This is a genomic window from Rickettsia finnyi (genome assembly GCF_049668125.1).
Classification (GTDB): domain Bacteria; phylum Pseudomonadota; class Alphaproteobacteria; order Rickettsiales; family Rickettsiaceae; genus Rickettsia; species Rickettsia kotlanii.
Window position 1 is genome coordinate 449,912 of the sequence record NZ_CP187160.1, and the last position, 24,575, is coordinate 474,486.

The following is a 24,575-nucleotide window of genomic DNA, read 5'->3' on the forward strand; positions in this document are numbered from 1 at the left end:
ATACAAAACTTTCTAGAGAGTAAGGTTATATAACCTTACTCTTTTTTATTTAATAACCTCTTTAGCTCTCCTTTCAAAAGCTATAATCATTTTTTCGGTTGCTTTGGTAAAATAAGTACCGATGAATTTATCCAGTATTACGGATTTCATTTTAAAATCAATAAAGAATTTTAATTTAGTTCCTGTCGTGCATGGAACAAATTGCCAAGTACTTTTTAAATATTCAAAAGGTCCTGAAATAGCTACCGTATTAATCAAATATATTCCATCATCTGTTATTTCGCTTGTAACTTGTGAGTTATATTTTTCTGAAAAGCCTTTTAACTGAATTACTAATTCAGCAATAACCTCTTGATTATTTTCTGAAATAATTCTAGAAGCAGAACACCAAGGCAAGAATTTAGGATAAGATTTTACATCCCAGACCAAATCAAACAATTCTTGCGGTTTATAGGGTAAAATTTTAGTGTGTTGAAGGCAAGGCATTAGAAATCTGTGACTTTACCTTTATGCTGCCAGTCCCCGTATCTTGTTGGTTCTAGACCTTTAACATCGCCAATTTCTTTTTCTTTTGGTAAATTTTCTTCTTCTGATATATTATTAGACATCTTTACAAACTTCGCTTTTAGAGGTAATTTAGACGTCGATCCGGTGCTCGCATCCTCACGTATGCCGATATACGCTGTGGTGTTGCGTTCCGTGTCTTCTGTAAATTCCTCTCGATAAGCTGGTTTGGAAAGATGTCTATTATCTTTTTTATCATCCATAGTACTAAATATATGAAATATAACCGTATTTATATTAATAGTCGTTTAGCTGAAAATAGCAAGCTAGAATTAGCAAGTGATCATGTTCATTATGTTAAAACGGTGCTACGTCTTAAAGTAAATGATGGCTTACGTCTCTTTAACGGTACGGATGGAGAATTTCTAGCACAAATTAACGATATAGGTAAAAATAACCTATCGGTTAGACTTAAAGAACAGTTAAAAAAGCCTTATACAGAATCTACATTAACTCTTGCTGTTGCTATAATAAAGCAAGATAAATTAATGCTTGCAATAAATATGGCTACGCAACTCGGTATAACTAAAATTATTCCGTTAATTACTGGGTGGTGTCAATTTAGATCGGTAAATATCGAACGTTTAACGAAATGTGTTATTGAAGCAACAGAGCAATCAGAACGTCTTACTCCTCCGATAATTGAAAAAGCTATCACAATACAAGATTATCTAAAAAAGAATAATAATTTGATGTTATATGCTAATGAACATGAAAAAGAAGAAAATTCTATATTACGAATTTCATCATCACTTAGTAATAGTGATATAACTATTATTGTAGGACCAGAGGGAGGTTTTACTAATGATGAGCTGGAACTTCTTGCCTCATATAAGAATACAAAATCTATAAGTTTAGGAAGTAATATATTACGTGCTGAAACAGCAGCAATAACTGCTATAGCACAAGTGAAGTTGTTAGGTCGTTATTGCGAGGAAATTGCATAGCAATCAATTGATGAAGCAAGCTCAGGAGTTTGTTATGATTTCATGGGATTGCCACACAGCCTACGGTTGCTCGCAATGACGAAAAGATAGAGTTACTTCACCTTTTCTATTTTGGGTGTACAAAATAGCTTACCTAAACAAAGGAAAGAATATACACCACAAAAGCCTATAATTATATAAAGTATTGTAACAATAATTGGAAATGAGCCAAATAAAAGTGTGACTAAATTAAAATTAAATAATCCGACTAAGCCCCAATTTATAGCACCTATAGAAGATAATAAATGTACAGTAGTAATAAGCGGATTATTAGAAGTATTTATTAACATATTTAAGCTCCTTTTAGTTAAACGTAAAAGACCTTGTTGTGTGGCTCATACCTCTGTCATCTCACAACTTGATAGCGGGGTCCAGTTAAAATACTAAAATTACTAGTATTATGGGTTACATTTTTGGATCCCGTGGCGAGGCCTTGGGATGACACTGTGTGCGTTTTCCGAGCCATGTAACAAAACTAACGTAAAATAATCATTTCTCATTTTGAGCTATATGTCTAATAAATTTTATTATTCTATAATTTATTAATCCTTCTTAAAAGTTTGATATATTACAGGTATAACAAAAATTGTAAATATAGTACCGATGCTTAATCCTCCAACTATTACAAAGCCTATAGAATTACGAGCAGCAGCACCGGCTCCGTCTGCAAAAACTAGAGGTAAAGCTCCGACTACGGCAGCAAGAGTAGTCATAAGAATTGGACGCAAGCGAAGTTTTGAGGATTCTATTATAGCTTCTTGAACCTTTACTCCTTTTTCTCTTAGCTGATTAGCAAATTCTACTATCATAATAGAATTCTTAGTAATTAATCCAATTAAAGTAATAAGTCCGATATTACTATACATATTAAGGCTATTACCGGCAAGCCAGAGAGCAAGTACACCGCCGGTTATTGAGAAAGGTACGGCGAGTAATATTAATAAAGGGTCAGTAAAGCTTTCAAATTGAGCTGCAAGCACTAAATAGATAAACATAAGAGCAAACACAAATGTTATAAGCATATTACTGTCTGCCTCTCTCATTTGTTTAATTTCTCCGATATATTCAATTATAGTATTACTAGGATCAAGTAATTTAGCGGCTATTTTATTGATTTCATTAATTGCATCATCAATTTTCCCGTCAGGAGCAAGATCAGAAGAAATAGTAACAGATTTTGAATTATTATAATGACTATATGATTTTACTGATATTTTTTCCGTAATATTGGCTATCGATTCAAGCGGTAACATATTATTATTTTTTGCTCTGATTAAAATTTTACTAAAATCGCTAATATCTTTTCGATCTTTTTGATTAAATTGTAATATAACGTCATATAAATCATTACTCATTCTAAAATTCCCGATTTGTTGACCTACAAGTAAATATTGTACCGTTTTGCCTATATTTGCCAAATCCATTCCGTATAAATAAGCCTTATCACGGTTGACTTCTATACTTATAGTTGGCATTGCCGATTGTAAATTTCTATTGACGTTTAAGAAAATAGGATTTGTTTTCATTATATCAATAAATTGTTGTGATATTTTATCTAGATCATCATATTCAAGGTTCGTTTGAATAGTAAACTCGATAGGGCTACTTGCATTCCCGCTAACCATTGAACGTGGATCCATAGCGCAAATCGACATGCCCGGTATTTCAGAAAACTGTTTATTTAACATATTCTTAATAGTTTCTTGGGAACGAGAACGCTCACTCCAATTTTTTAGAGGAATGAATCCAAAAACATTATCGCTACCGCCTGCACCTATTACCATCAGATAACCTAATATATCTTTATAATTAGCAAGGATTTTTTCGGCTTCTTTCACTACTTTAGTAGAAGATTCTAAACTAGAACCTTCAGGACCTTTAAGAGAAACTTGTAAAAATCCATCATCTTCTTGGGGTACGAAAATTCTTTGAGTAAATTTAAAACTAATAATTAGCACTATAAATGATGATGCAATAATGATGACAAATTTCTTTTTATTGTCAAAAGTTAGCTTTAGATAGTAAATATATTTATTTTGAATAAATTGTAGAATGTCGTTAAACTTTACTAAGAATTTCGGTAAGTCCGTATTATGTTTTGTAACCATACGACTTGACATCATAGGAGTTAAAGTTAAAGCAACAAATCCTGAGAACAAAACACAAAATGCTAAAGTCCAAGCAAATTCAATAAATAATTTCCCGATAAAACCCTCTATAAAACCCATGGGTAAAAATACGGCAGCAAGCGTAATAGTTATAGCAATGATTGCAAAGCCGATTTCTTTAGAAGCAAGCATAGCCGCTTCCATGGGTTTATGCCCCATTTCATTATATCTGAAAATGTTTTCAAGCATAACTATCGCATCATCGACCACTAAACCTATAGCAAGTATCATAGCAAGGAGCGTAAATATATTAATAGAAAATCCAAAAGCATACATTACGCTAAAAGTACCAATCAACGATACCGGAATCGTCACAAACGGAATTAAGGTAATTTTAGCAGAAGCAAGAAATAAATAAGTGACTAAAACTACTAATATTAAAGCTTCAAAAATTGTTTGAAATACTGCATAAATTGATGCTTTTACAGGCGTTGCTCCATCATATGCGATACCCATGCTTATTCCTTTGGGCATGGATTCTTTAATTCTTTCTAGTGCTTGAGTTACTTCATGTGATAAATCTATGACGTTAGCTTTTGATGCTTTTATAAGACCAAGGGCAATAGAGCTTTTGCCGTTATATCTAAAGATTATGTCCTCATCGGGAGAAGTTAAAGATATTTTTGCTATATCTCGTAATTTTATGATACCTCCGTTTTGTACTTTTAGAATAATATTACCGAATTCTTCCGGTGTAGATAAAGAACCTTCAAGAGTTACTATAAAATTATTACTTTTTGTTTTAATCATACCTGCGGGATAATCTTTATTTTGCTCTTTTATTGCGGATTCAATCTCCAATACAGAAATTTTATGTTGATATAATTTTTTAGAATCGGGTTCTATTCTCATTATATATTCCCGACCGCCGTAAATTTGTGACTGTCCTACGCTTTCAAGTTTATCTAACGGTGTTTGTAGATTATCTTTGACGATCTTTGTTAATTCTAAATCGCTATATTGATCACTTTCAACGCTTATGAAGAGGCTTGGGAAACTATCGGCATCAAGTTTTGCAACTGATGGGGCTTTCATATCTTGCGGGAACATATAAGTGATATCCGATATTTTGGCGCGGACATCGTTTAGTGCTACTTCAATATCGGTAGATAATAGAAACGATAAAGTAATACTACTTTTGCCGGTAGAACTTTGAGAAGTTATATAATCTAAATTTTTAACCGTCTTTAAAGCTTTTTCTATAGGTGTCGTTATTGCTTGCTCCATATATAAGGCATCGGCACCTGCATAATGAGCTTCGACATTTATAATAGGAACTGAAATATCTGGAGTGCCTCTAATTTGTAGTTTGGTAAAAAACATTGCTCCAAGAGCTACGATAACCAAATTCAAAACTGTAGCAAAGACAGGGCGTTTAATACAAATTTCAGATAATAACATTGGATTTAATATATTTTTCTTTAAAAATTTTATTCTAAATTAATGTGAATAGCGAATTATTACATAATCTGCTATTCGGTTAGAAATATTCTATATAAAAGGTGAAAGACGGTTCCCACTTTTTATGTAAATGAAGTATATATTGTTTTTTATTAAAAAAAATTTTTTCTAGAGTAGAAAATTAGTTTTTGTAATTTACTACTGACAATAAATTAGGGTTTTAATGATACATTTTCACTTTAATTACTTGATTAAGATAGTTTTAACAGTATTACTGATGTAAAATGGCTACATTTTTCTATAAATTAATATAATAACGTATATATTTTAAATTTTGTAAATAACTGGCATTTGCAGTATGTGGGTAGTTTGTTATAATTAACTCACATAAAAAATATATTGATGTATATTATTGCTAGTTGTATATATTGTTTTATAAAAAAAACATCAATACATATTAACCTATTAAAGGAGAATTGATTTTATTATGAGTACGCATAACAAAAAAGAACCAAAAAAAATGAATAAAACCGAATTTATAGCATTTATGACCGACCATGGTTATAATCATAAACATGCTTCACATAAAACATTAACAAAAGCTGAGGCCGAGAAAGCACTTAATTTAGTTCTTGATAGTGTGATTAGTGCTATAAAGAGTCACCATAATATTAATATAACAGGTTTCGGTTCATTTGAAATACATCATAGAAAAGCACGTGAGGGTCGTAACCCAAAAACCGGAGCAAAAATGAAAATAGATGCTTACAATCAACCTACTTTTAGAGCCGGAAGAAAAATGAAAGAAGCTTGTAATTAAAAGAAGTAACGTATTTACAGTACTAATAATTTCCGAACCCCGTTACAAGCTTGCGGGGTGACACTAGAAAAACCAGCTCATGCAACAATGCTCTGCAAAAGCCGGAATGATATAGAATACTTCTTAAGTACAATTCATGACGATATTACAACCATTGATAGAACGCCTAGAGTTTAACTTAAAACATAATAAGCTATACAATAGCTGGCTTATCGAAGCCGAAAATATAGAGCAAGTTTTAAAAGATTTAGAAGAGTTTATATATGTTAAGCTTTTTAAGAATAGCATTCCTCTTGAAAACAATCCTGATTATCATTTCATCGCTAGGGAAACTTCAGCTACATCTAATGCTAAAAATATTTCTATTGAACAAATAAGAAAATTACAATACTTCTTAAGTAAAACTTCTGCAATTTCAGGTTATAAAGTTGCAATAATTTATTCGGCGGATCTTATGAATTTGAATGCAGCGAATTCATGCTTAAAAATTCTTGAAGATGCACCAAAGAATAGTTACATTTTTTTAATTACTTCAAGAGCTGCAAGTATTATTTCTACAATTAGATCAAGATGTTTTAAAATTAATGTTAGATCATCTATCCATCATACTAAAAACGAATTATATTCCGAGTTTATTCAGTCGATAGCAGATAACAAAACGTTAGATTTTATTAATCGCTTTACTACTAAAGACCGAGAATTATGGCTAGATTTTATTGATAATTTATTATTATTAATGAATAGAATCCTTAAAAAATCTGCCAACGTTAATATTGAACTTCTAGATTTGGAAAATAAGATTTTTAATAAACTATCAAATAGACACCCTTCATATTTACTGCAAAAATTTACCGACATAAAAAAGTTAATATATAATACCATTGATTATGATTTGGACTTAAAAACAAGTTATATATTAGTGGTGAATGAGTTTTCTGGTAATTAACACGATACTTTCTATGTTATCCATAAAACAACAAAATATATTGAGAGAAATAATACTCTTTTTTTTTAATAGTTAATAGATATTCAAGATAGAAAGCGGTTTCCCTCTAGAATATAAATTTAATTTATGTTTTATTTTGACTATTGTTCATTTACTCGTAGTATATATTAGGTTTTAGGAACTTTATAAATTAAATTATTTGCATGTTTAAAACTTTAACACAAAATTTAACGAAGATTTTTGATAAGCTAGTTAGCTCAGGCATTTTGACGGAAGCCCACATAGATGCTACTATGCGGGATATAAGAGTGGTTCTTTTAGAGTCAGATGTTGCATTACCGGTGATAAAAGATTTTATAGCGGCAGTTAAACAGAAAGCTTTAGGGCAGGAGGTTATTAAGTCTGTTTCACCTGGACAGATGATAATTAAAATTATCCATGAAGAGATGATCAATCTCTTAGCTTCAAGTAAAAGTGAGACAAAGCTAAATTTAAATTCAAAGCCGCCCGTAAATTTCCTAATGGTAGGGCTGCAAGGAAGCGGTAAAACTACGGCGAGTAGTAAGCTTGCTTTACGGCTTAGAAATCAAAATAAGAAAGTTTTACTTGTTTCTTTGGATACTTACAGACCAGCCGCACAAGAGCAACTCGCTATACTTGCAAACTCAGTACAGATTAATTCATTACCTATTGTGCAAGGTGAGAAACCCCTCGATATTGTCAAAAGAGCTATTGCTGAGGCTAAAATTTCTGCTTATGATGTCGTAATTTATGATACGGCAGGTCGTACACAAATTGATAAAGCGATGATGGAGGAAGCGCTTGCAATAAAAAAGATAGTGGAGCCTACAGAAACTTTGTTAGTAATCGACAGTATGATAGGGCAAGATGCAGTAGTTACGGCAAGTAGTTTTAATGAAAAGTTAGAAATTTCAGGATTAATTTTATCTAGAATTGACGGCGATTCCAAGGGTGGTGCAGCACTCAGTGTAAAATATATTACTAAAAAGCCGATTAAATTTTTAAGTAGCGGTGAAAACCTAACTGATTTAGAAGAATTCGATGCTGAACGTTTAGCTTCTCGAATACTGGATATGGGTGATATTATCTCTTTTGTTGAAAAAGCAGCTAGTATCGTTGATAGAGAAGAAGCCGAAAAAACGGCAGCTAAATTAAAAAAGGGTAAGTTTGATTTAAATGATTATCTTCAGCAAATGAGAAGTATAAAACAAATGGGAGGTTTTGGAAGTATACTTAGTATATTACCGGGTAGCGGTAAAATTATGGATCAAATAGATCAATCAAAATTAAATAGTAAAATAATTGAACATCAAGAAGCAATTATTTTATCTATGACGCCAAAAGAACGTAAAAATCCCGATATAATTAATGCTTCTCGTAGGAAACGTATAGCTGCTGGAGCAGGAACTACGGTACAAAAGGTAAATATTTTGCTAAAGCAATATAAACAAGTAAGCGAGATAATGAAAAAAGCCAGTAAAATGAATCCTAAAAATCTATTACGTAGCAGAATTGGAAAATTGTTTTCTTGAATTTATATTATATCTACATTATGTCATTCCTGCACAAGCGGAAATCCAGTCAAGCATATAAAAACAAGTGTTTATATGGTTATTTTATCAAGTATGTAACTTCTGTAGCAATATTGAAGTTATTTTTCTGGATTCCCGCCTACGCGGGAATGACATCGAGTAGGTTTTCCGATCCATGCAACAATGCTGACTTGATCGCAGGATCCAGTTAAAAATACTAAAATTATATGGACCATGTAGTCAAGCCACGGGGTGACCTTTTCCTTAAGTTGACACCCATGTGTCTTTGCAGGAATGACATCGACGTTTTTTTTAACTATCAAGTAGTATAATAAGTAACACATGATTGACTTAGTTAGTGTTTAATTTAATTAATTTTTAATTTCAAAGCATTTGCAAAAAATGTATAAATATTGATCAAATAATTGGCACTATCTTTTAAATCACTACCACTACCATGCCCACTATCTACACTTTCTAGAAAGTAAGTTTTAGTATTTGGGTTTTTCTCAAGCACATACTCAAAAATTCTTCCATGCCATGGGTGTACACGCTGCTCTAATACTAAATCTGTAATTAACACAGCTTAATATTTTTGCGTTAAAGATAAATTCTCTAGCGGTGCATATTTTTTAATATGTGCTAGATCTTCTACTTTTGCTGGATCACCATATTCTGTAACCCATGAATGTCCTGCTCCTAATTCTTTATATCGTATCGTATCAACTATCGGCACTTCACATGCTATAGCTCCAAATAAATCAGGACGCTGCGTCATTGCAACACTTACTAGCAATCCGCCGTTACTTCCTCCTTTAATTCCTAAATACTCAGGGCTAGTAATATTTTGCTTTATTAAATCCTCTGCTACTGCAATAAAATCATTCAAGCCGGTTTGACGTTTTATTTCTTGAGTTGCCTTATACCACTCAGGACCAAACTCTCCGCTACCTCTAATATTAGCAAGAACACTAACCCCGCCATGTTTAACTCATACTTCATTTTCCATGCGAGAGAAATATGGAGAGTTGATTACTTGAAAATCGCCGTATGCTTCAAGTAATGTTGGATTCTTACCATCTTTGTACCTTTTTTATAGACAATAAAATATGGTATTTTAACTCCATCCGAGCTTGTAGCGTCCTTTTGATCTACAACATAATTTTTGCTATCAAACGGATATAAAGGCTTTCTAATAACTTTTAATTCATGAGTTTTATCCCATAAATAGCTAGTTGGAGGAACTATAGAATTTTCTATAGTAATTAATGCATCTTCTTCCTCATCATCAGACAACATACCAAAAATTGTATTTTCATAAGACAGTTTAAAAGTTACCGGTTTTGTCCATTCATTATTTTCTAATGTAAAAAATGTTACTACTTTTGAAATAACATTCTCATAGCTAGTTAAAAATACCGTATCTTTAGTCATGCCTACAAAATACAATACTTCCGTCTCTTTTGGGGTAAATAATATTTTAAAGCTAGCTTTATCGCTATCTTCTTTTAGAAGATCAGCGTAGTGTATGGCAACAAGTGACCCTGCTTTATATTACTATCTTTAAATTGCCAATCGGAATGCAGTAGCCAAAATACATATTCTTTAAAAGAACCTTCAGGTGTTGCATCTGATGGCATATTTATTTTTTGTAATTTTAAGCTCTCATCTTTAATATCTAGAATATAATTATCGTAATTATAAAAATCCTTATCTGCAGATATAAATATTAAAGATGAAGAAATATTATCGGATAAAAGCTTACGGCTGTTACGGCTGATACAAGTATATAATTCTTTGGTATTTCAAATAGTTTTTTGGCTTTCTCTATAGGTTCTCCTCGCTTTCATATGTAGAGCGTGCTAGGATATAAAGAGTTAGTCACTTCCTCTTGATGCAAAACTGGATTAAATAGAATAGTATCTTGATCAACCCAAGTAGGGACAGTAAATTGACCTTCTAGTAATTCCCTGCTCCTTGTTTTTGGCTCAAAACCATTTTTTACAAAATCTTTTTTCTCTAAATCCCATGCTCTCAAAAACATCTCATCCTTACTGCCAAATGACATGGTAATTAAGAAACGATTAGGGTTTTGAAAACAATCGCTCCCACCTCGATACATTACTTTTTTACCGAGTTTTTTGGATCATTTATCAAAATCGATTAGCACTTCCCAATTTGGTTTATCTTTCGAGTAATTCTCAGCCAATGTCCTACGCCATAACCCTTGCGGGTTTTTATAGTCCATCCAAAAATTATACATGTAACCTTTAGTATAGCACCAAAAGGAGTTTTTCTTTGATCATAGCAAACAGATTCTATTTCTTTCTTAACTACCTTATAAGTAGGCATAGATTGGCAAGCCTTTTCTGTTTATCAGTACGCTCTTTTGCCCATTTTAGAGCTTCGTCTAGAAATTTAGTGTCTTTTGGGTTATATATTTGTTCATTATTACTTCCCATAGCTTGAACACAAAAAGTTAATAAAAAAATTATGAAATAGTGGGTAATTTTTTCATTATTTTATAATATCTATTAAATTAAAAGCTTTATTTAAAGTTTTCTTTGAATTAGAATAGTGTTTTATCATACACCTTGAATTAAATCTTTTTAGAAATGTCCACAAAACCTAAGTTAGCACTAAAAAATACAAAATATGAGAGTGATGGCTAATGATTTAAGTATTTATATCCATTGGCCTTTTTGTTTGTCAAAATGTCCATATTGTGATTTTAATTCTCATGTGGCAAGTACTATAATAGATCATAATCAGTGGCTTAAATCTTATGAAACTGAAATTGAATATTTTAAGGATATTATTCAAAATAAATATATAAAATCTATTTTTTTTGGAGGCGGTACTCCCTCTTTAATGCATCCTGTAATAGTTGAAGGCATAATAAATAAAATCAGTAATCTAGCAATTATTGATAATCAAACCGAGATAACTCTAGAAACTAATCCCACATCCTTTGAAACTGAAAAATTTAAAGCATTCAAAGCCACCGGAATTAATCGTGTTTCAATAGGAGTGCAATCCTTAAAAGAAGACGATTTAAAAAAATTAGGTAGAACTCATGATTGTATGCAGGCTATTAAAACAATTGAGGCGGCAAATACGATTTTTCTACGAGTGTCATTTGATTTAATATATGCACGTAGCGGTCAGACATTAAAAGACTGGCAAGAAGAATTAAAACAAGCTATGCAGCTCGCTACCTCGCATATTTCTCTTTATCAATTGACTATTGAAAAAGGCACGCCGTGTTATAAATTATTTAAGGAGGGTAATCTGATTTTGCCGCATTCAGATGCGGCAGCTGAAATGTATGAATGGACGAATCATTATCTAGAATCTAAAAAGTATTTTAGATATGAAATATCTAATTATGCTATGATAGGGCATGAATGTTTGCATAATTTAACTTATTGGAATTATAATAGCTATTTAGGTATAGGCCCCGGAGCTCATAGTAGAATCATTGAATCCTCAAGTTCGGTATCGGCAATTATGATGTGGCATAAACCTGAAAAATGGTTAGATTCGGTTAAAACAAAAAATGTTGGTATTCAAACTAATACTAAGTTAACATATCAAGAGATTATTGAAGAAATGCTAATGATGGGTTTACGCCTTAGCAAAGGTATAAATATTTCTACATTGGAGCAGAAATTAAACACGAAATTAGAGAATATTTTAGATATGAATAATCTTAAGCATTATCAAGCGTTAGACTTAATTAGACTAGATGAAAATATCTATCTTACCGGCAAAGGTTTAATGCTGTATAGCTACATAGTACCTAGATTGATTATATGAAAATTATTCAAGTAATTTTTAGTATGGAGCAGATCAAAAAATTAAAGATTTCAAAGGGCACAGAGCTTTAGATTGGATAGCGGTGGATACTAATAGAACTTTACATGCTTCTGACGCAGAATACTATACTGCTTTATTTGTTGCCCCATTTAAAACTAAACTGAAAATTATAAAAGAAAGAAATAGCATAAAGACTCAAAACAAAGAAAAGAAATAAAAAAGCTTCTCAATTCTCACCGTTAAATTTTTATAGTGTTTCTATTTATACTTCACAAGTTAGGATAAAAATTTTTTTATTATTTTTTGGGGAGTCCATGTAGTCTACGACTGTGATGTTGTTGCATGTATCGGACAAACGCATACGATTTCATACTATAGTTTGACTATTTATTATATCTATAAAAACAACTTCTGATACTAATAATTTTAGTATTTTAAGCTGGATACCACGATCAAGTCGCGGTATGACAACTGCAAAATCGATCCATGCAACAAGATCCTATCTACTAGACAATTACCACTATTCTATGAATGCTTGCAATCATATTTTTACGTGATTTACATAAAGCCACAGGAGCTTAACCCCTGGCATCTTTATTTATTAATTCTAGATTAGGTTTAGGCATAAATTAAATAAAGGAATTGCGAGTAGTATTAGCTATGTTTGATAAAAATAAAGATTTATTGATTCTAAAAAATACAAATGCAACAAATAAAGAAAAAATTTAAAAAAAGTTTTTCTTTTCATCACCATTTCTAATAATATTATTAATGTTTTTTTATTATCTTCTTAATATCTTAGAAGTAAAATATTTCTAGATTTTTTAACTAATTAAGCTGTTAACTCTAAATTTTCTTACTGAAAATTATAGAGATACGACAAATTATCTTCACTATTTTACTAGTTATTTCTGCAAATATTGCCTCAGTACTATCATTCATTATAGCAATATTTTTATGTTCAATTTCATCAAGTCGAAATTTAATAATATTATTTAATAATTCTGGCTCAACATTTTTATTTTCTAAATAATTTATTTGCTGTTCATAATGTTTTTCTATTACTTCTTCTACACTCGCAGTAATAAGCATCGCCGTTTTTATTCCCATCAAGGAAGATAAAGCACCAAGTAAAAATCCATAATGATGCCAAAAAAATAATAAAAACGTAGGTCTTACTTCTTTTGCCAGTAATTTTTTTGCAAAATAATTTAAATGCACTTCTTCATGGTCAAGCATTTCTTTAATCAATATATAATCATTTTGAGATTTAATATATTTTAGTTGTCCTTGATAAATTCTTTTTGCACCATATTCTCCGGCATGATTAACTCTAATTATCTCGTGAATTTGTTTGTCAGGGTCAGAAAAATCAGGTCTAGGCATAATGTATACTCGTTTAATTTGAAAAATTGGCTACGTCATCTTATAAGAGCTACGGTGCTCACGTATTAAGTATACGCTCCGCGCCTCGCCTTATAGTCTCCTTGCTCTTTTCCAAATTAAACTTCGTCTACTCTTCATTTACTTTGGAGTATACTTTGGAATAAATCGAAACTAGCAGGATTTAACTTATAATCCACTTCTGCCTGTTGTAGCACTTTTAAAGTCTTTAGACATTCAGTGAGGCTAAGACCGTTTGCTATCTTCGTAAAATCATTAATATACTGATAGAAAATCGGTGGTGATAATGATTTTATTGCGAGTTCCAAACACTCACCGTTTTTTACTTTCGACAAAACTATATATAAATTTAAATAATGCCTTATTAAGGCTCTAATAATTAAAATTTCATTGATATTTTGTTTTTTTAATATGTCAAGCTCTTGCAGAAAATTACTATAATCTTTTTTTGAAAAATACATTGCTAAATCACTGCCGTTTGCCGTAATTTCGCTACTTATAACTTCTAGAACGTCGTTTAAAGTAATTTCGCGTGCGTCGTGAACAAAATATATTAATTTATTTATTTCACTACAAATTAAATCATGATCACCTTTTAAATGAGCTTTTAAATAAGTGATAGCTTCTTTACTTATAACTTTATTAGTTTTTTCTACTTTACCTAAAATAATTCGTTCAATTTTTGCTTCATCGTCATGATAACAAGCAACTGCCGCTAAATATTCTTCCGTTTCAAAAAACTTTCTAATGCTCCCACTAGAAGTCATTTCTTCACCTATAAATACAGGAAAATTTATATAATCACTGTTTAGAATTGTTTTTAAATTCTTATCGATTGAATTCCCAACTGATCTGATTTTAATTAATTCTTTTTGACCAAAAAAATTAGACGAATTAAGTAATATTTCTAAAGATGAAATATTAAGATCTGCGTATTCTATAGAAGTTTGTAGCATATTTAAGCTTTTTACTAAATGCTTACAAATTTTTTCTATATAACCTTTATCAGGACCATATAGTAAAAGAGCTCTAATCTTTCCGGATGTTATTAGTTCAAATAATCTACCTATTTGTGACAAATAAAATTTCATAGCTTAACTATTTTCGTGTAAAATATAAAATTAATCTGCTACGAATTTCTTCTGCTGCTTGATATGCCAAGTCTATTCCTGTTTTATCTCTTTCAACATTTGTTGCATATGGTGTACAAATAGCATTATATGACGTGTTTTGGTAAAACTTCTCTTCAATTAAAACCTTTTGGCTTTCTATATCAATTAATTTATATCTAACTAATTGATTAATATATCCCCTTAAAACATTGGAGTTTTTTTCAATAGTAGTAGCAGGCATAGTTGTTGCGATAAGCTTTACTTTAAGCAGGTATTTTGCTTGTGCTTTCTGAGGTAAAATACTAGTTAAACGATGATAAAACTCAGCTCCTTCAATTGTTTGAATTGGTTCAACTTCAATAGCTTCTAAATCATTATTTCTACTGTATTTTTCACTATATACCGGTTTTAAATTACAACTGCTCATTAGAAAGAATATAATTATTACAAATAAAGAACGCATATATTAGATTAAGATTGGTTTTTTATATTAATAACAGTTTATTTCGATTTTGTGAAAGAAAATTATAATAATTAGCATTGATTAATATTTATAGTAATAAATGTTAATTTATGTTGACACTAATAAGTGAGGCTTGTATGCTTTCACTTCAAAAATTTTAAGGTATTTAGATGTCATTAAATAAACTTATTCTAAGTATTGCAATACAAATACAAATAGTTTTGGTAAAAATAAGAACATGTTTCCCCCTACTAGAAACAGTAACTTTAACAAAATATAGCTCAACAGAAAATATTGAAACACTCAAAGTAAATACAGATGAAGTTAAAACTGTAAAGATTACAAAAGAGGATTTAGACAAATCTTTTGAGTTATATGAAGAAAAATTGGTAATATTAGCACAAAAACTATCATCACAAACATCAATTAGTTATGATGCTTATAACCCTCAAACAGCGTATTACCCATTGATAGGAGAAGATGGAAATATCAAGTATATCCCTATTACTGAATTATAATTTTTTAAGCTTTAAATTTAATCGGTAAGTTTTACATACTTACCGTTTTTTATTAAAGAACTCTCTATATCTTCCTTGCAAATCTAATACTCTATGTTAAATTTACAAGGAAGATGCTTGTCTGATAATTTACAAATTTTTTATACAAGCTCCATTATTGTATGCTTATTTTTCCCGATTATAGACATATCGTCTTCTAAATATTTGTGCATATCTTCTGCCCAACCGTACCATGGTTCTATATTAAGCCGGTCTATAATATCTCGTTCACAATTTTGCAATATTTCTAATATTGCTTTACTAGTATTATAATATGATGGAGTAAGACTTGAAGCATCTTTGATCATTACTAAATAAGGATTTTTTGCTAATAAAGCTTTGATAATCTCTTTGTTAGCAATTCCTGTAACTGCTGAATGTAACACTGTTGAATCGTTATAGGTTATCTCTGTTACGTATTTAACTAATTCTAATATTTTTTTCAACTAATGTTTGTTCTTTATCCTCAACCGCATCATGTAAGATATATTATTTTTATCAAATAGAAATGCTGTTAGTGCAGCTGCATCATTCTTGTCTATTAATGCTTTGAATTTTTTGAAGAAGCTTCTTTTTTAGAAACATCCAGCTCTATATCATCATCTGAACGTGGTGATGTTAGTGAATCCTGAGTATTAGAGTTATTACTATTTTTTGTAAAAAACTTAAAAAAAGATGTTTTTTGTTTTATCTACTGTAGGTATTTGTTCTTTAGTCATTAATGCTCCTAAATTTATTAATTATTTTAGGAGGAATTGTTAATTAGTATGTTTCTTAGGTAGTGAGTAAGGGGCATTTTTCTGTCATTGCGAGGAAATTGTATAGCAATTGACAAAGCAATCTCATGAGTTTGTTATTATTTCATGAGATTGCCACGCAGCCTACGGCTGCTCGCAATGACGGTTTTAGTATGTATCCACGCAACAATGCTGTCTCGCTTTTGCAGGAATAACATAAAGAATATTTATCAATCCACACAAAAATGACCTAGTTTAGTTGGCGAACTACTCTGAGCTAATTTGCAATTCTCCTAAAATATAAGATTATAAATTTAAGAATAATAACGCAACAAACCAAGTTGAATTATATATTACTTCATTGATTAAGAATTGTTAATTTATCACAATGTCATTAGTTACTGAAGTTTTATATTTTCCATATCCCAATCATAAGAAATAGTATTATACTTTAATATATAAGGCTTAGTATCTATAGAATCTAGAGTTACATCAGCAATCATATCATTATGCGACGAGATAAGTTCATTATAACCGAAATTAGCATAATAAGGTTGATAATTTCTAAATCTAACCGTTATAAACTTCTCTTTAGTAATAGCAGGTAAGAATTTCACCAAATCATTAAGATTACTTAAAGCTAAATCTTTCATCTCAAAAATTTGCAATCTATAAACATTTTTATAATCTTTAGTAAAAAACGTTGGTATAGAGCTAAAGCTACTACCGGATTGAACGGAAGCTATACTTAGAGCTTTAAGCGGAATACCTGATTTATTACTAAAATAATCATCGGCTTCAAAAAATACTGCACCGCCGAAATTGATCATTTTAGCGATTTTATTATTGTTCACATCATATAAATCTACTGCTTGTTCTAGCTTTTTTCCGTCACGAAATATAGTAAGTTTAATAGCTATTCCTTTGAAATTATCCATTTCTCTATCAAATAATGCTAGATTGCCGCCGAGTTCCTTATCATTAACTGCCCAAATAATATCACCGGCTTTTAAAGATTTTTCGGCAGGTGATCCGGCTAGAACTGCCTTAACGCTTATCACTCTATTTCTACTATCAGGAAATTTCTTTATATATTGATCCATTTCTTCTTTAGGGAAATTGTGATGTCTAACTGCTTTATTTAAAGAATATAATTCGCTTATTATTCCTATATGTTTTCTGCCTGGTTGTTTATTATTCTTTAAACTTTCTAAAGTGCGAACTACATAATCACCGTGCAGCGCTAGAGAATGAGTTTTACCGCCACCATATAATACTCCTATAGCCTCAATCTTATCGTTTAATACCGGTGAACCGCTAGCACCTCCTGTAGTATTTAAATTAATAACATAAGTACATTGCGGCATTAAACCTTCAATATTATAAAGATCGGATAAATAACCGGTATGGAAAGAAAAACCTTTTGCTTCTGTGTTACCGACTACAAAAACCTTTTGATTTAATTTTGGAAGTTCGCTTGCAAAAGATATTTGTGTTGCTGATGCCGGTATATCTTTACTCTCTACTTTTAAAACGGCATAATCTTGCCAAATATCGTAATAGATAAGTTTTGCTTCTGCCTGCTCACCGTTATAAAAAGTAACAAAATAAGTTCCGATAGACGCACCGCCGACAACATGAGTATTAGTAATTATATAACCGTTGTTCTTATCGTTGATAAATCCCGTTCCAGTCCAACTACTTGTATCGTCATATGCCGATACGGCAATTCTAGTATCGATCGTTACGATTGCTTTCTTTGCTTTTTCAAATATAATAGTGCGTGTTTCGCTAGATGCTAAAACTATATTATTTAGGAAAACTAAATTAATAATAAATAAAAGTTTTAGTAAAATCGGTAGTTTTTTCATTGTCACCTCTTGTAAAATTATTTAAGCCGCACTATATCAAATCAAAAGTCATAATAAAATAAAAAAAAGAAAACGAGGAATCTTATGGGAAAAGTAATAGGTATCGACCTTGGGACTACCAACTCTTGTGTTGCGGTTATGGAAGGTAAAGAACCAAAGGTAATAGAAAATGCAGAAGGTGAAAGAACTACGCCGTCAATAATAGCTTTTGCAAACGGCGAAAAATTAGTCGGGCAAGCTGCTAAGAGGCAAGCAGTAACTAACCCTCGCAATACTATATATGCGGTAAAGCGATTAATCGGTAGAAATTTTATCGATCCTATGGTTAGGAAAGACCAAGGTATTGTACCGTATAATATAGTTAAAGCCGATAACGGGGATGCATGGGTCGAAGCGGATAATAATAAATATTCACCAAGTCAAATTAGTGCATTCATTTTACAAAAAATGAAAGAAACTGCTGAGAATTATTTAGGGGACCAAGTAACACAAGCAGTAATTACCGTACCTGCTTATTTTAATGATGCACAGCGTCAAGCAACGAAAGATGCCGGTAAAATAGCAGGTCTTGAGGTCCTTAGAATAATCAACGAGCCGACTGCTGCAGCTCTTGCTTACGGTTTCGAGAAATCGGCAAGTAAAACTATTGCAGTATACGATCTTGGCGGCGGAACATTCGATGTTTCAATTCTTGAGATCGCTGACGGTGTTTTTGAAGTGAAATCAACAAACGGTGATACATTCCTTGGCGGTGAAGATTTCGATACAAGAATATTAAACCATTTAATAGATGTATTCAAAAAAGAAAACGGTATAGATTTAAGTAAAGATCCTTTAGCACTTCAACGTTTGAAAGAAGCCGCAGAAAAAGCTAAGAAAGAGCTATCTTCTGCAGTAACTACCGATATTAATTTACCTTATATTACGGCTGATGGTAGCGGTCCAAAACACTTAAATATTAAATTTACTAGAGCTGAACTAGAAAAATTAGTAGATGATTTAATTGAAAAAACAATTGAGCCTTGCCGTAAAGCATTACAGGATGCAGGTTTTAAAGCTTCTGATATTCAGGAGGTAGTATTAGTAGGCGGTATGACTAGAATGCCGAAAGTACAAGAAGCCGTAAAAAAATTCTTCGGACGTGAGCCGCATAAAGGCGTAAATCCCGATGAGGTTGTAGCTCTCGGTGCTGCTATTCAAGGCGGAGTACTTAATAAAGAAGTAACGGATATATTATTATTAGACGTTACACCTCTATCCCTTGGCATTGAAACTCTTGGCGGCGTATTTACAAGGTTAATCGATCGTAATACTACTATACCTACTAAGAAAAGTCAGATATTCTCAACTGCTGATGATAACCAGCATGCTGTAACTATTAGGGTATTCCAAGGTGAACGTGAAATGGCAAAAGATAATAAATTACTTGGTCAGTTTAATCTCGAAGGTATACCTCCTGCACCAAGAGGTTTGCCGCAAATAGAAGTAACGTTTGACATTGATGCTAACGGAATAGTGCATGTTTCAGCTAAAGATAAAGCAAGCGGTAAAGAGCAGAAAGTAACTATTCAAGCTTCCGGTGGTCTTAGTGATGCGGAAATTGAACAAATGGTTAAAGATGCCGAACAAAATGCTGATGAAGACAAAAAGCGTAAGGAACTTATTGAAGCAAAAAATGCTGCCGATAGTTTAGTTTATTCTACTGAAAAAACTCTTACAGAATATGGCGATAAATTATCATCAGACGATAAAGGAGCTGTTGAAGAAGCGCTAGCCGCTTTAAAAGCCGTGCTTGAGTCGGAAGATGCTGCTTTGATTAAAGAAAAGACCGAAAGTTTAACTGCAGCTAGTATGAAAATCGGTGAAGCGATGTATAAAGCACAAAGCAAGAGTCAACCTGCTGAAGAAAGTGCCGCTAATGATGAAAAAATAGTCGATGCCGACTTTCAAGATGTAGAGAAGAAGTAGAAGTAATTTCGTCATTGCAAGCAGCCATAGGCTGCGTGGGCAATCTCGTTAAATATCCTGAGATTGCTTCGTCAAATTACTATGTAATTTCCCTCGTAATGACGTTACAATCTCATTTTATAAATTAAATTATGTCACAAAATTATTACCAAATACTAGGGGTTAGTAAAACAGCTAGCCAAGCTGACCTTAAAAAAGCCTACCTCAAGCTAGCCAAGCAATATCACCCTGATACTACTGATGCTAAAGATGCTGAAAAGAAATTTAAAGAAATCAATGCCGCTTATGATGTTCTAAAAGATGAGCAAAAAAGAGCTGCTTATGACCGTTTGGGACACGATGCTTTTCAAAATCAACAATCACAAGGGGGAGGAGGGAATCATGGCGGTTTTCACCCTGATATTAACGACATATTCGGTGACTTCTTTAGCGATTTTATGGGAGGTAGCAGAAGATCATCACGCCCAACTTCAGCTAAAGTTAGAGGCTCAGATTTAAAATATAATCTGACAATTAACCTAGAGGAAGCATTTCACGGTATAGAAAAAAATATTAGCTTTTCTAGCGCAGTAAAATGCGATACTTGTCACGGTAGCGGTTCTGAAAAAGGTGAAACCGTAACTACTTGCGATGCTTGCAACGGTGTTGGAGCGACTAGAATGCAGCAAGGATTCTTTACGATCGAACAAGCTTGTCATAAATGCCAAGGTAACGGACACATTATAAAAAATCCTTGCAAGAAATGTCATGGCATGGGACGTTACCATAAACAACGAAATTTATCGGTAAATATTCCTGCCGGTGTTGAAAACGGTACTAGAATAAGACATACCGGAGAAGGGGAAGCAGGTATTAGAGGTGGTAATAGCGGTGATTTATACGTTGATATAGCAATAAAACCACATGATATTTATAAAGTAGACGGAGCACATCTACATTGTAAACTACCTATTAGTTTTGTGAATGCTGCTCTTGGAGGAGAGATAGAAGTACCGGTAATTGAAGGCGGGAAAGTAAAATTAACAATTCCTGCAGGCACACAAAACGGTGATCAATTAAGGCTACGCAGCAAAGGTATGTCTAAAATGAGATCAACTATTAGGGGTGATATGCTTGCGCATATTCATGTTGAAGTACCTAAAAATTTATCTAAAAGACAACGTGAATTACTAGAAGAATTCAAACAAGAATCCATAAATGAAAAAGAAAATGACGGCAGCTTTTTTAATAAAATGAAAAGTCTGTGGTCGTAAATTTTATTTACCTTTCCTATAGAAATGAAACCTCCAATATTATAAAATATTATTTGCATAATATTACCCGAGGTTTTTATGCCTTATAAAAATAATAACGATTTACCTGATTCAGTTAAAAATCATCTTTCGAGCTATGCTAAGGATATTTATCGTGCAGCTTTTAATCATGCATTTGAACCATATAAGGATGTCGATAAAAGACGTGGCAATGATTCTCGAGAGACAGTTGCATATAAAGTAGCATGGTCGGCCCGTAGAAAAAAATACCATAAAAATGATAAAGGACATTGGGTAGAGAAATAAATCCCAGAAGACCTATTCAGAAACTCTACTTCTAGGGGTAATTTGTACGTCGAGCCGGTACTCGAATCCTTACAAGTGTACGCTGCAGTTCTGCGTTCTGTGTTTCCTTCAAATTTCTCCCTATAAACGAGTTTCTGAATAGGTCTAATTTATAAGTTTGTGAGATTTTAAATTGAATCCTTGAAATTCTGTAAGCCTATATGTATATTTAGTTATTAACTGAATTTAAGTTCTTATGAAATTAACAAAATTATTGAGTACCTTTTTAGTTATAGGGTTAGTTTTAGGCGGGTGCAAAAACAAAAAAAACAGTGATGACATAGTAGTCCCTATCCCTACCCTTTATAATGAAGGTATTAACTTATTGGAAAAGAAAAAATATAAGAAAGCTGCAGAAGAATTCGGAAGAGTATTTTACCAGCATCCAGGTAATGAAATGACGCCGCAAGCCGAATTGATGCAGGCTTATTCTTTATTTCTCGCCGCTCAATATGAAGAAGCGGTTGATGTGCTTGATATGTTCATTAATTTGCACCCTGCAAATGTTGATATTGCTTATGCATATTACCTTAAAGCATTATCATATTATATGTTAATTTCAGACGTAAATCATGATCAATCTAGAACTTTCCTAGCTAAAGATAGTTTTGAAGACGTAATAGCAAAATTCTCAAATACTAAATATGCTATTGATTCATCTTTAAAAATTGACCTAGTAAACGATCATTTAGCAGGTAAAGAGATGATGGTAGGTCGGTTTTACTTAAAGAAAAAGAATCCGATGGCAGCTATAAATAGATTTGAAGAGGTAATTGATAATTATCAAACTACTTCTCACTCGGTAGAAGCTCTTTACCGTTTAGCCGAGAGTTATATGATGCTCGGACTTCTGGATGAAGCAAAAAAATATGCCTCAGTGCTAGGTTACAACTATCCTAATAGTCAATGGTATAGTTATGCGTACAGGCTAGTTCAGAACCACCAAAATTAAGCGGCATATGTTCTGCAGCCTCTCAGTTAAAAACTTCATTCTGATAGACGAGCTGGAAATTGAGTTTAATAAAGGTTTATGTGTTATTACTGGTGAAACGGGAGCCGGTAAATCTATTTTACTTGATGCTATTTTATTTTGCTTAGGTTATAAAACTTCAAATAATATAATAAAGCGTGGAAAAGATTACGCTGTTGTTAATATAATATTCTCTTTAAATGAAGAAATAAAAAATTTTCTGATTCAAAATTTTATTGAACCTGAAGAGTTATTGTTTGTAAAGTATCTGCAAAAAGCCGAAGGGCGAAAAAATTTTTTCATTAATAATCAAGTGGTTACTAAAGCTCTTATGCAGCAATTAGCTACTTATTTATTCGAGTTTCATGGACAAAATAATAATATTTCTCTTCTAGAAGCAAATACGCAGCTTGATATTTTAGATAGTTATGGAAATCTTTTGGACTTGCGAGCGGAGCTTTCCAAATGCTATCAGACTTGGCAAAATACTCGGAAAGAAATGGCCGAAATAACACTTAAGCAAAATTCTATAGAACAAGAAATTGATTATTTGAGCTTTGCAACGGAAGAATTAACTAAACTGAACATTCAAACAGGTGAAGAAGAAAAATTAGCAAATCTACGAAAAGATTTGCAAAATAAAGATAAGGATTTACAGCTAATAAAAGATATTCTAGAACAGATTAATAATCCTGAAATAAATACATCGATTAATAGAGCAGAGAAATTATTAGCAAGGCAAGGCAACAATGAGCGTTTTGAAGCTATTGTTACAAGTTTAGAGGAAGCCTATAATAATCTAGAAGAAGCACGCCAAGAATTATCAAATCTGTTAGATAGTTTTAATTATGAGGAATATAATCTTGAAGAAACAGAAGAAAGATTATTTTTAATAAAAGCTATTAGCCGTAAATATAATGTTCCTGCTGATGAGTTAGGTATATTTTTAGATAAATCTTTAGAGCAGCTCAGTATATTAAAAAACAAAATAGCAAATAGTAATGAGTTGAAAGCTCAAGAAGTACTACTGCAGAAAAAATATTATGAACTAGCGAGTAATTTATCTGCAAAGCGTCTTATTGTTGCAAAACATCTAGAAGAATCGTTGCATCAGGAGCTAAAGCAGCTTAAAATGGCGAAAGCAATTTTTGAGATTGAGATAAATGCTAAAGAACCAACAGCCGACGGTAATGACGATATTGTGTTTAAAGCGTCTACTAACCCGGGAACGGCAGCTGCAGCAATTAATAAAATCGCTTCCGGCGGTGAATTATCAAGATTCATGTTAGCTTTAAAAACTTCTTTGTTTGATAAAATGGTAAAACCATCTATTATATTTGATGAAATAGATGTCGGGATTGGCGGGGAGGTCGCAGATAAAGTAGGTGAGCGATTAAAAAAACTTAGTAGCGTTACTCAAGTAATAGTTATTACGCACCAGCCGCAAGTAGCAGGTAAAGCGGATTTGCATATAAAAATCGAGAAAACACAGCTAGAGAAAGAAACGAAAGTAACGGTAAAAGCTTTAAATTTAGCTGAAAGACAGGAGGAACTCGCCCGCATGATTTCAGGTAAAACAGTCACCAAAGCAAGTTTAAACGCAGCAAAGGAGTTGTTGCATTTGTAATAGGCACTAGC

Annotated in this window: 20 protein-coding genes and 2 pseudogenes; 11 read left to right on the forward strand and 11 right to left on the reverse strand. The window is 32.1% G+C overall.

Annotated features, from left to right (window positions below; genetic code table 11):
* Positions 1 to 45 precede the first annotated feature (45 nt).
* Together ACPKKV_RS02490 and ACPKKV_RS02495 are read right to left on the reverse strand one after the other, a co-directional pair.
* Positions 46 to 486, reverse strand: a complete 441-nt coding sequence (locus ACPKKV_RS02490) for a type II toxin-antitoxin system RatA family toxin (RefSeq protein WP_392506034.1) — start codon at positions 484 to 486, stop codon at positions 46 to 48.
* Positions 486 to 767, reverse strand: coding sequence for a DUF1674 domain-containing protein (locus ACPKKV_RS02495; RefSeq protein ID WP_392506035.1), 282 nt, complete (start codon positions 765 to 767; stop codon positions 486 to 488). The genes ACPKKV_RS02490 and ACPKKV_RS02495 overlap by 1 nt, the downstream gene beginning before the upstream one ends.
* Before the next feature lie 12 nt (positions 768 to 779).
* Between ACPKKV_RS02495 and ACPKKV_RS02500 the strand changes: the two genes are divergently transcribed.
* On the forward strand, positions 780 to 1,511 hold the full coding sequence (locus ACPKKV_RS02500; protein WP_392506036.1) for a 16S rRNA (uracil(1498)-N(3))-methyltransferase: 732 nt from the start codon (positions 780 to 782) through the stop codon (positions 1,509 to 1,511).
* Positions 1,512 to 1,603: 92 nt separating this feature from the next.
* Here the strand turns inward: ACPKKV_RS02500 and ACPKKV_RS02505 are convergent, their stop codons facing one another.
* Together ACPKKV_RS02505 and ACPKKV_RS02510 are read right to left on the reverse strand one after the other, a co-directional pair.
* The gene (locus ACPKKV_RS02505) at positions 1,604 to 1,840 is read right to left on the reverse strand and encodes a DUF378 domain-containing protein (protein WP_392506038.1); all 237 of its coding nucleotides are present in this window, start codon (positions 1,838 to 1,840) and stop codon (positions 1,604 to 1,606) included.
* 252 nt (positions 1,841 to 2,092) lie between these two features.
* Entirely contained in the window at positions 2,093 to 5,119 is a 3,027-nt protein-coding gene (locus ACPKKV_RS02510) for an efflux RND transporter permease subunit (protein WP_392506039.1), read from the reverse strand.
* 487 nt (positions 5,120 to 5,606) lie between these two features.
* Between ACPKKV_RS02510 and ACPKKV_RS02515 the strand changes: the two genes are divergently transcribed.
* The 3 genes from ACPKKV_RS02515 to ffh all read left to right on the forward strand — a co-directional run bounded on the left by ACPKKV_RS02515 (position 5,607) and on the right by ffh (position 8,438).
* The gene (locus ACPKKV_RS02515; protein ID WP_392506040.1) at positions 5,607 to 5,939 is read left to right on the forward strand and encodes an HU family DNA-binding protein; all 333 of its coding nucleotides are present in this window, start codon (positions 5,607 to 5,609) and stop codon (positions 5,937 to 5,939) included.
* 136 nt (positions 5,940 to 6,075) lie between these two features.
* A complete protein-coding gene (locus ACPKKV_RS02520) occupies positions 6,076 to 6,885 on the forward strand; it encodes a DNA polymerase III delta subunit-related protein (RefSeq protein ID WP_392506041.1) in 810 nt (269 codons plus the stop codon).
* Positions 6,886 to 7,088: 203 nt separating this feature from the next.
* Positions 7,089 to 8,438: a signal recognition particle protein gene (gene ffh / locus ACPKKV_RS02525; protein WP_392506042.1), complete on the forward strand. Its 1,350-nt coding sequence runs from the start codon at positions 7,089 to 7,091 to the stop codon at positions 8,436 to 8,438.
* A gap of 367 nt (positions 8,439 to 8,805) precedes the next feature.
* Here ffh and ACPKKV_RS02530 read toward each other — a convergent pair.
* Positions 8,806 to 10,900 (reverse strand): annotated as a pseudogene (locus tag ACPKKV_RS02530) (prolyl oligopeptidase family serine peptidase).
* A 193-nt stretch (positions 10,901 to 11,093) separates the two neighbouring features.
* Here ACPKKV_RS02530 and hemW point away from each other — a divergent pair.
* Positions 11,094 to 12,257, forward strand: coding sequence for a radical SAM family heme chaperone HemW (hemW, locus tag ACPKKV_RS02535; RefSeq protein WP_392506043.1), 1,164 nt, complete (start codon positions 11,094 to 11,096; stop codon positions 12,255 to 12,257).
* Positions 12,258 to 13,103: 846 nt separating this feature from the next.
* On the opposite strand, the gene ACPKKV_RS02540 is transcribed toward hemW, so the two are convergent.
* The 3 genes from ACPKKV_RS02540 to ACPKKV_RS02550 form a co-directional block, all read right to left on the reverse strand.
* Positions 13,104 to 13,643, reverse strand: a complete 540-nt coding sequence (locus ACPKKV_RS02540; protein WP_392506044.1) for a demethoxyubiquinone hydroxylase family protein — start codon at positions 13,641 to 13,643, stop codon at positions 13,104 to 13,106.
* A gap of 134 nt (positions 13,644 to 13,777) precedes the next feature.
* Complete coding sequence (gene holA / locus ACPKKV_RS02545) at positions 13,778 to 14,752, reverse strand: DNA polymerase III subunit delta (RefSeq protein ID WP_392506045.1); 975 nt, start codon at positions 14,750 to 14,752, stop codon at positions 13,778 to 13,780.
* A gap of 7 nt (positions 14,753 to 14,759) precedes the next feature.
* Positions 14,760 to 15,236 carry a hypothetical protein gene (locus ACPKKV_RS02550; RefSeq protein ID WP_392506046.1) on the reverse strand — a complete coding sequence of 159 codons (477 nt, stop codon included), beginning with the start codon at positions 15,234 to 15,236 and terminating at the stop codon, positions 14,760 to 14,762.
* A gap of 170 nt (positions 15,237 to 15,406) precedes the next feature.
* Here ACPKKV_RS02550 and ACPKKV_RS02555 point away from each other — a divergent pair, with 170 nt between their 5' ends.
* Positions 15,407 to 15,754: a hypothetical protein gene (locus ACPKKV_RS02555; protein ID WP_392506047.1), complete on the forward strand. Its 348-nt coding sequence runs from the start codon at positions 15,407 to 15,409 to the stop codon at positions 15,752 to 15,754.
* 140 nt (positions 15,755 to 15,894) lie between these two features.
* Here ACPKKV_RS02555 and ACPKKV_RS02560 read toward each other — a convergent pair whose 3' ends face one another.
* Both ACPKKV_RS02560 and ACPKKV_RS02565 read right to left on the reverse strand, forming a co-directional pair.
* On the reverse strand, positions 15,895 to 16,179 hold the full coding sequence (locus tag ACPKKV_RS02560; protein WP_392506924.1) for a hypothetical protein: 285 nt from the start codon (positions 16,177 to 16,179) through the stop codon (positions 15,895 to 15,897).
* A 749-nt stretch (positions 16,180 to 16,928) separates the two neighbouring features.
* On the reverse strand, positions 16,929 to 18,422 hold the full coding sequence (locus ACPKKV_RS02565; protein WP_392506925.1) for a S1C family serine protease: 1,494 nt from the start codon (positions 18,420 to 18,422) through the stop codon (positions 16,929 to 16,931).
* Positions 18,423 to 18,485: 63 nt separating this feature from the next.
* Here ACPKKV_RS02565 and dnaK point away from each other — a divergent pair, with 63 nt between their 5' ends.
* The 3 genes from dnaK (at position 18,486) to ACPKKV_RS02580 (ending at position 21,928) form a co-directional block, all read left to right on the forward strand.
* A complete protein-coding gene (dnaK, locus tag ACPKKV_RS02570; RefSeq protein WP_392506049.1) occupies positions 18,486 to 20,369 on the forward strand; it encodes a molecular chaperone DnaK in 1,884 nt (627 codons plus the stop codon).
* 131 nt (positions 20,370 to 20,500) lie between these two features.
* Positions 20,501 to 21,622: a molecular chaperone DnaJ gene (gene dnaJ, locus ACPKKV_RS02575; RefSeq protein WP_392506050.1), complete on the forward strand. Its 1,122-nt coding sequence runs from the start codon at positions 20,501 to 20,503 to the stop codon at positions 21,620 to 21,622.
* A 78-nt stretch (positions 21,623 to 21,700) separates the two neighbouring features.
* Positions 21,701 to 21,928, forward strand: a complete 228-nt coding sequence (locus ACPKKV_RS02580; RefSeq protein ID WP_392506051.1) for a ChaB family protein — start codon at positions 21,701 to 21,703, stop codon at positions 21,926 to 21,928.
* Positions 21,929 to 21,948: 20 nt separating this feature from the next.
* Here the strand turns inward: ACPKKV_RS02580 and ACPKKV_RS02585 are convergent.
* Positions 21,949 to 22,062: pseudogene (locus ACPKKV_RS02585) on the reverse strand (palindromic element RPE1 domain-containing protein); the annotation flags it as partial.
* Between the two features lie 101 nt (positions 22,063 to 22,163).
* On the opposite strand from ACPKKV_RS02585, the gene ACPKKV_RS02590 reads away from it, so the two are divergent.
* Positions 22,164 to 22,919 (forward strand): outer membrane protein assembly factor BamD, encoded by a 756-nt coding sequence (locus ACPKKV_RS02590; protein ID WP_392506052.1) that lies wholly within the window; start codon positions 22,164 to 22,166, stop codon positions 22,917 to 22,919.
* Between the two features lie 7 nt (positions 22,920 to 22,926).
* Positions 22,927 to 24,564 (forward strand): DNA repair protein RecN, encoded by a 1,638-nt coding sequence (recN, locus tag ACPKKV_RS02595; RefSeq protein WP_392506053.1) that lies wholly within the window; start codon positions 22,927 to 22,929, stop codon positions 24,562 to 24,564.
* Positions 24,565 to 24,575 lie beyond the last annotated feature (11 nt).

Excerpts from the sequence above, each read along its gene's own strand:
- hemW (WP_392506043.1), top strand. The coding sequence starts at position 11,094 with ATGAGAGTGATGGCTAATGATTTAAGTATTTATATCCATTGGCCTTTT.
- ACPKKV_RS02500 (WP_392506036.1), top strand. The coding sequence starts at position 780 with ATGAAATATAACCGTATTTATATTAATAGTCGTTTAGCTGAAAATAGC.
- ACPKKV_RS02580 (WP_392506051.1), top strand. The coding sequence starts at position 21,701 with ATGCCTTATAAAAATAATAACGATTTACCTGATTCAGTTAAAAATCAT.
- dnaJ (WP_392506050.1), top strand. The coding sequence starts at position 20,501 with ATGTCACAAAATTATTACCAAATACTAGGGGTTAGTAAAACAGCTAGC.
- dnaK (WP_392506049.1), top strand. The coding sequence starts at position 18,486 with ATGGGAAAAGTAATAGGTATCGACCTTGGGACTACCAACTCTTGTGTT.
- recN (WP_392506053.1), top strand. The coding sequence starts at position 22,927 with ATGTTCTGCAGCCTCTCAGTTAAAAACTTCATTCTGATAGACGAGCTG.
- ACPKKV_RS02555 (WP_392506047.1), top strand. The coding sequence starts at position 15,407 with ATGTCATTAAATAAACTTATTCTAAGTATTGCAATACAAATACAAATA.
- ACPKKV_RS02490 (WP_392506034.1), bottom strand. The coding sequence starts at position 486 with ATGCCTTGCCTTCAACACACTAAAATTTTACCCTATAAACCGCAAGAA.
- ACPKKV_RS02510 (WP_392506039.1), bottom strand. The coding sequence starts at position 5,119 with ATGTTATTATCTGAAATTTGTATTAAACGCCCTGTCTTTGCTACAGTT.
- holA (WP_392506045.1), bottom strand. The coding sequence starts at position 14,752 with ATGAAATTTTATTTGTCACAAATAGGTAGATTATTTGAACTAATAACA.
- ACPKKV_RS02540 (WP_392506044.1), bottom strand. The coding sequence starts at position 13,643 with ATGCCTAGACCTGATTTTTCTGACCCTGACAAACAAATTCACGAGATA.
- ACPKKV_RS02590 (WP_392506052.1), top strand. The coding sequence starts at position 22,164 with ATGAAATTAACAAAATTATTGAGTACCTTTTTAGTTATAGGGTTAGTT.
- ffh (WP_392506042.1), top strand. The coding sequence starts at position 7,089 with ATGTTTAAAACTTTAACACAAAATTTAACGAAGATTTTTGATAAGCTA.
- ACPKKV_RS02520 (WP_392506041.1), top strand. The coding sequence starts at position 6,076 with ATGACGATATTACAACCATTGATAGAACGCCTAGAGTTTAACTTAAAA.
- ACPKKV_RS02495 (WP_392506035.1), bottom strand. The coding sequence starts at position 767 with ATGGATGATAAAAAAGATAATAGACATCTTTCCAAACCAGCTTATCGA.
- ACPKKV_RS02515 (WP_392506040.1), top strand. The coding sequence starts at position 5,607 with ATGAGTACGCATAACAAAAAAGAACCAAAAAAAATGAATAAAACCGAA.
- ACPKKV_RS02550 (WP_392506046.1), bottom strand. The coding sequence starts at position 15,236 with ATGCGTTCTTTATTTGTAATAATTATATTCTTTCTAATGAGCAGTTGT.
- ACPKKV_RS02505 (WP_392506038.1), bottom strand. The coding sequence starts at position 1,840 with ATGTTAATAAATACTTCTAATAATCCGCTTATTACTACTGTACATTTA.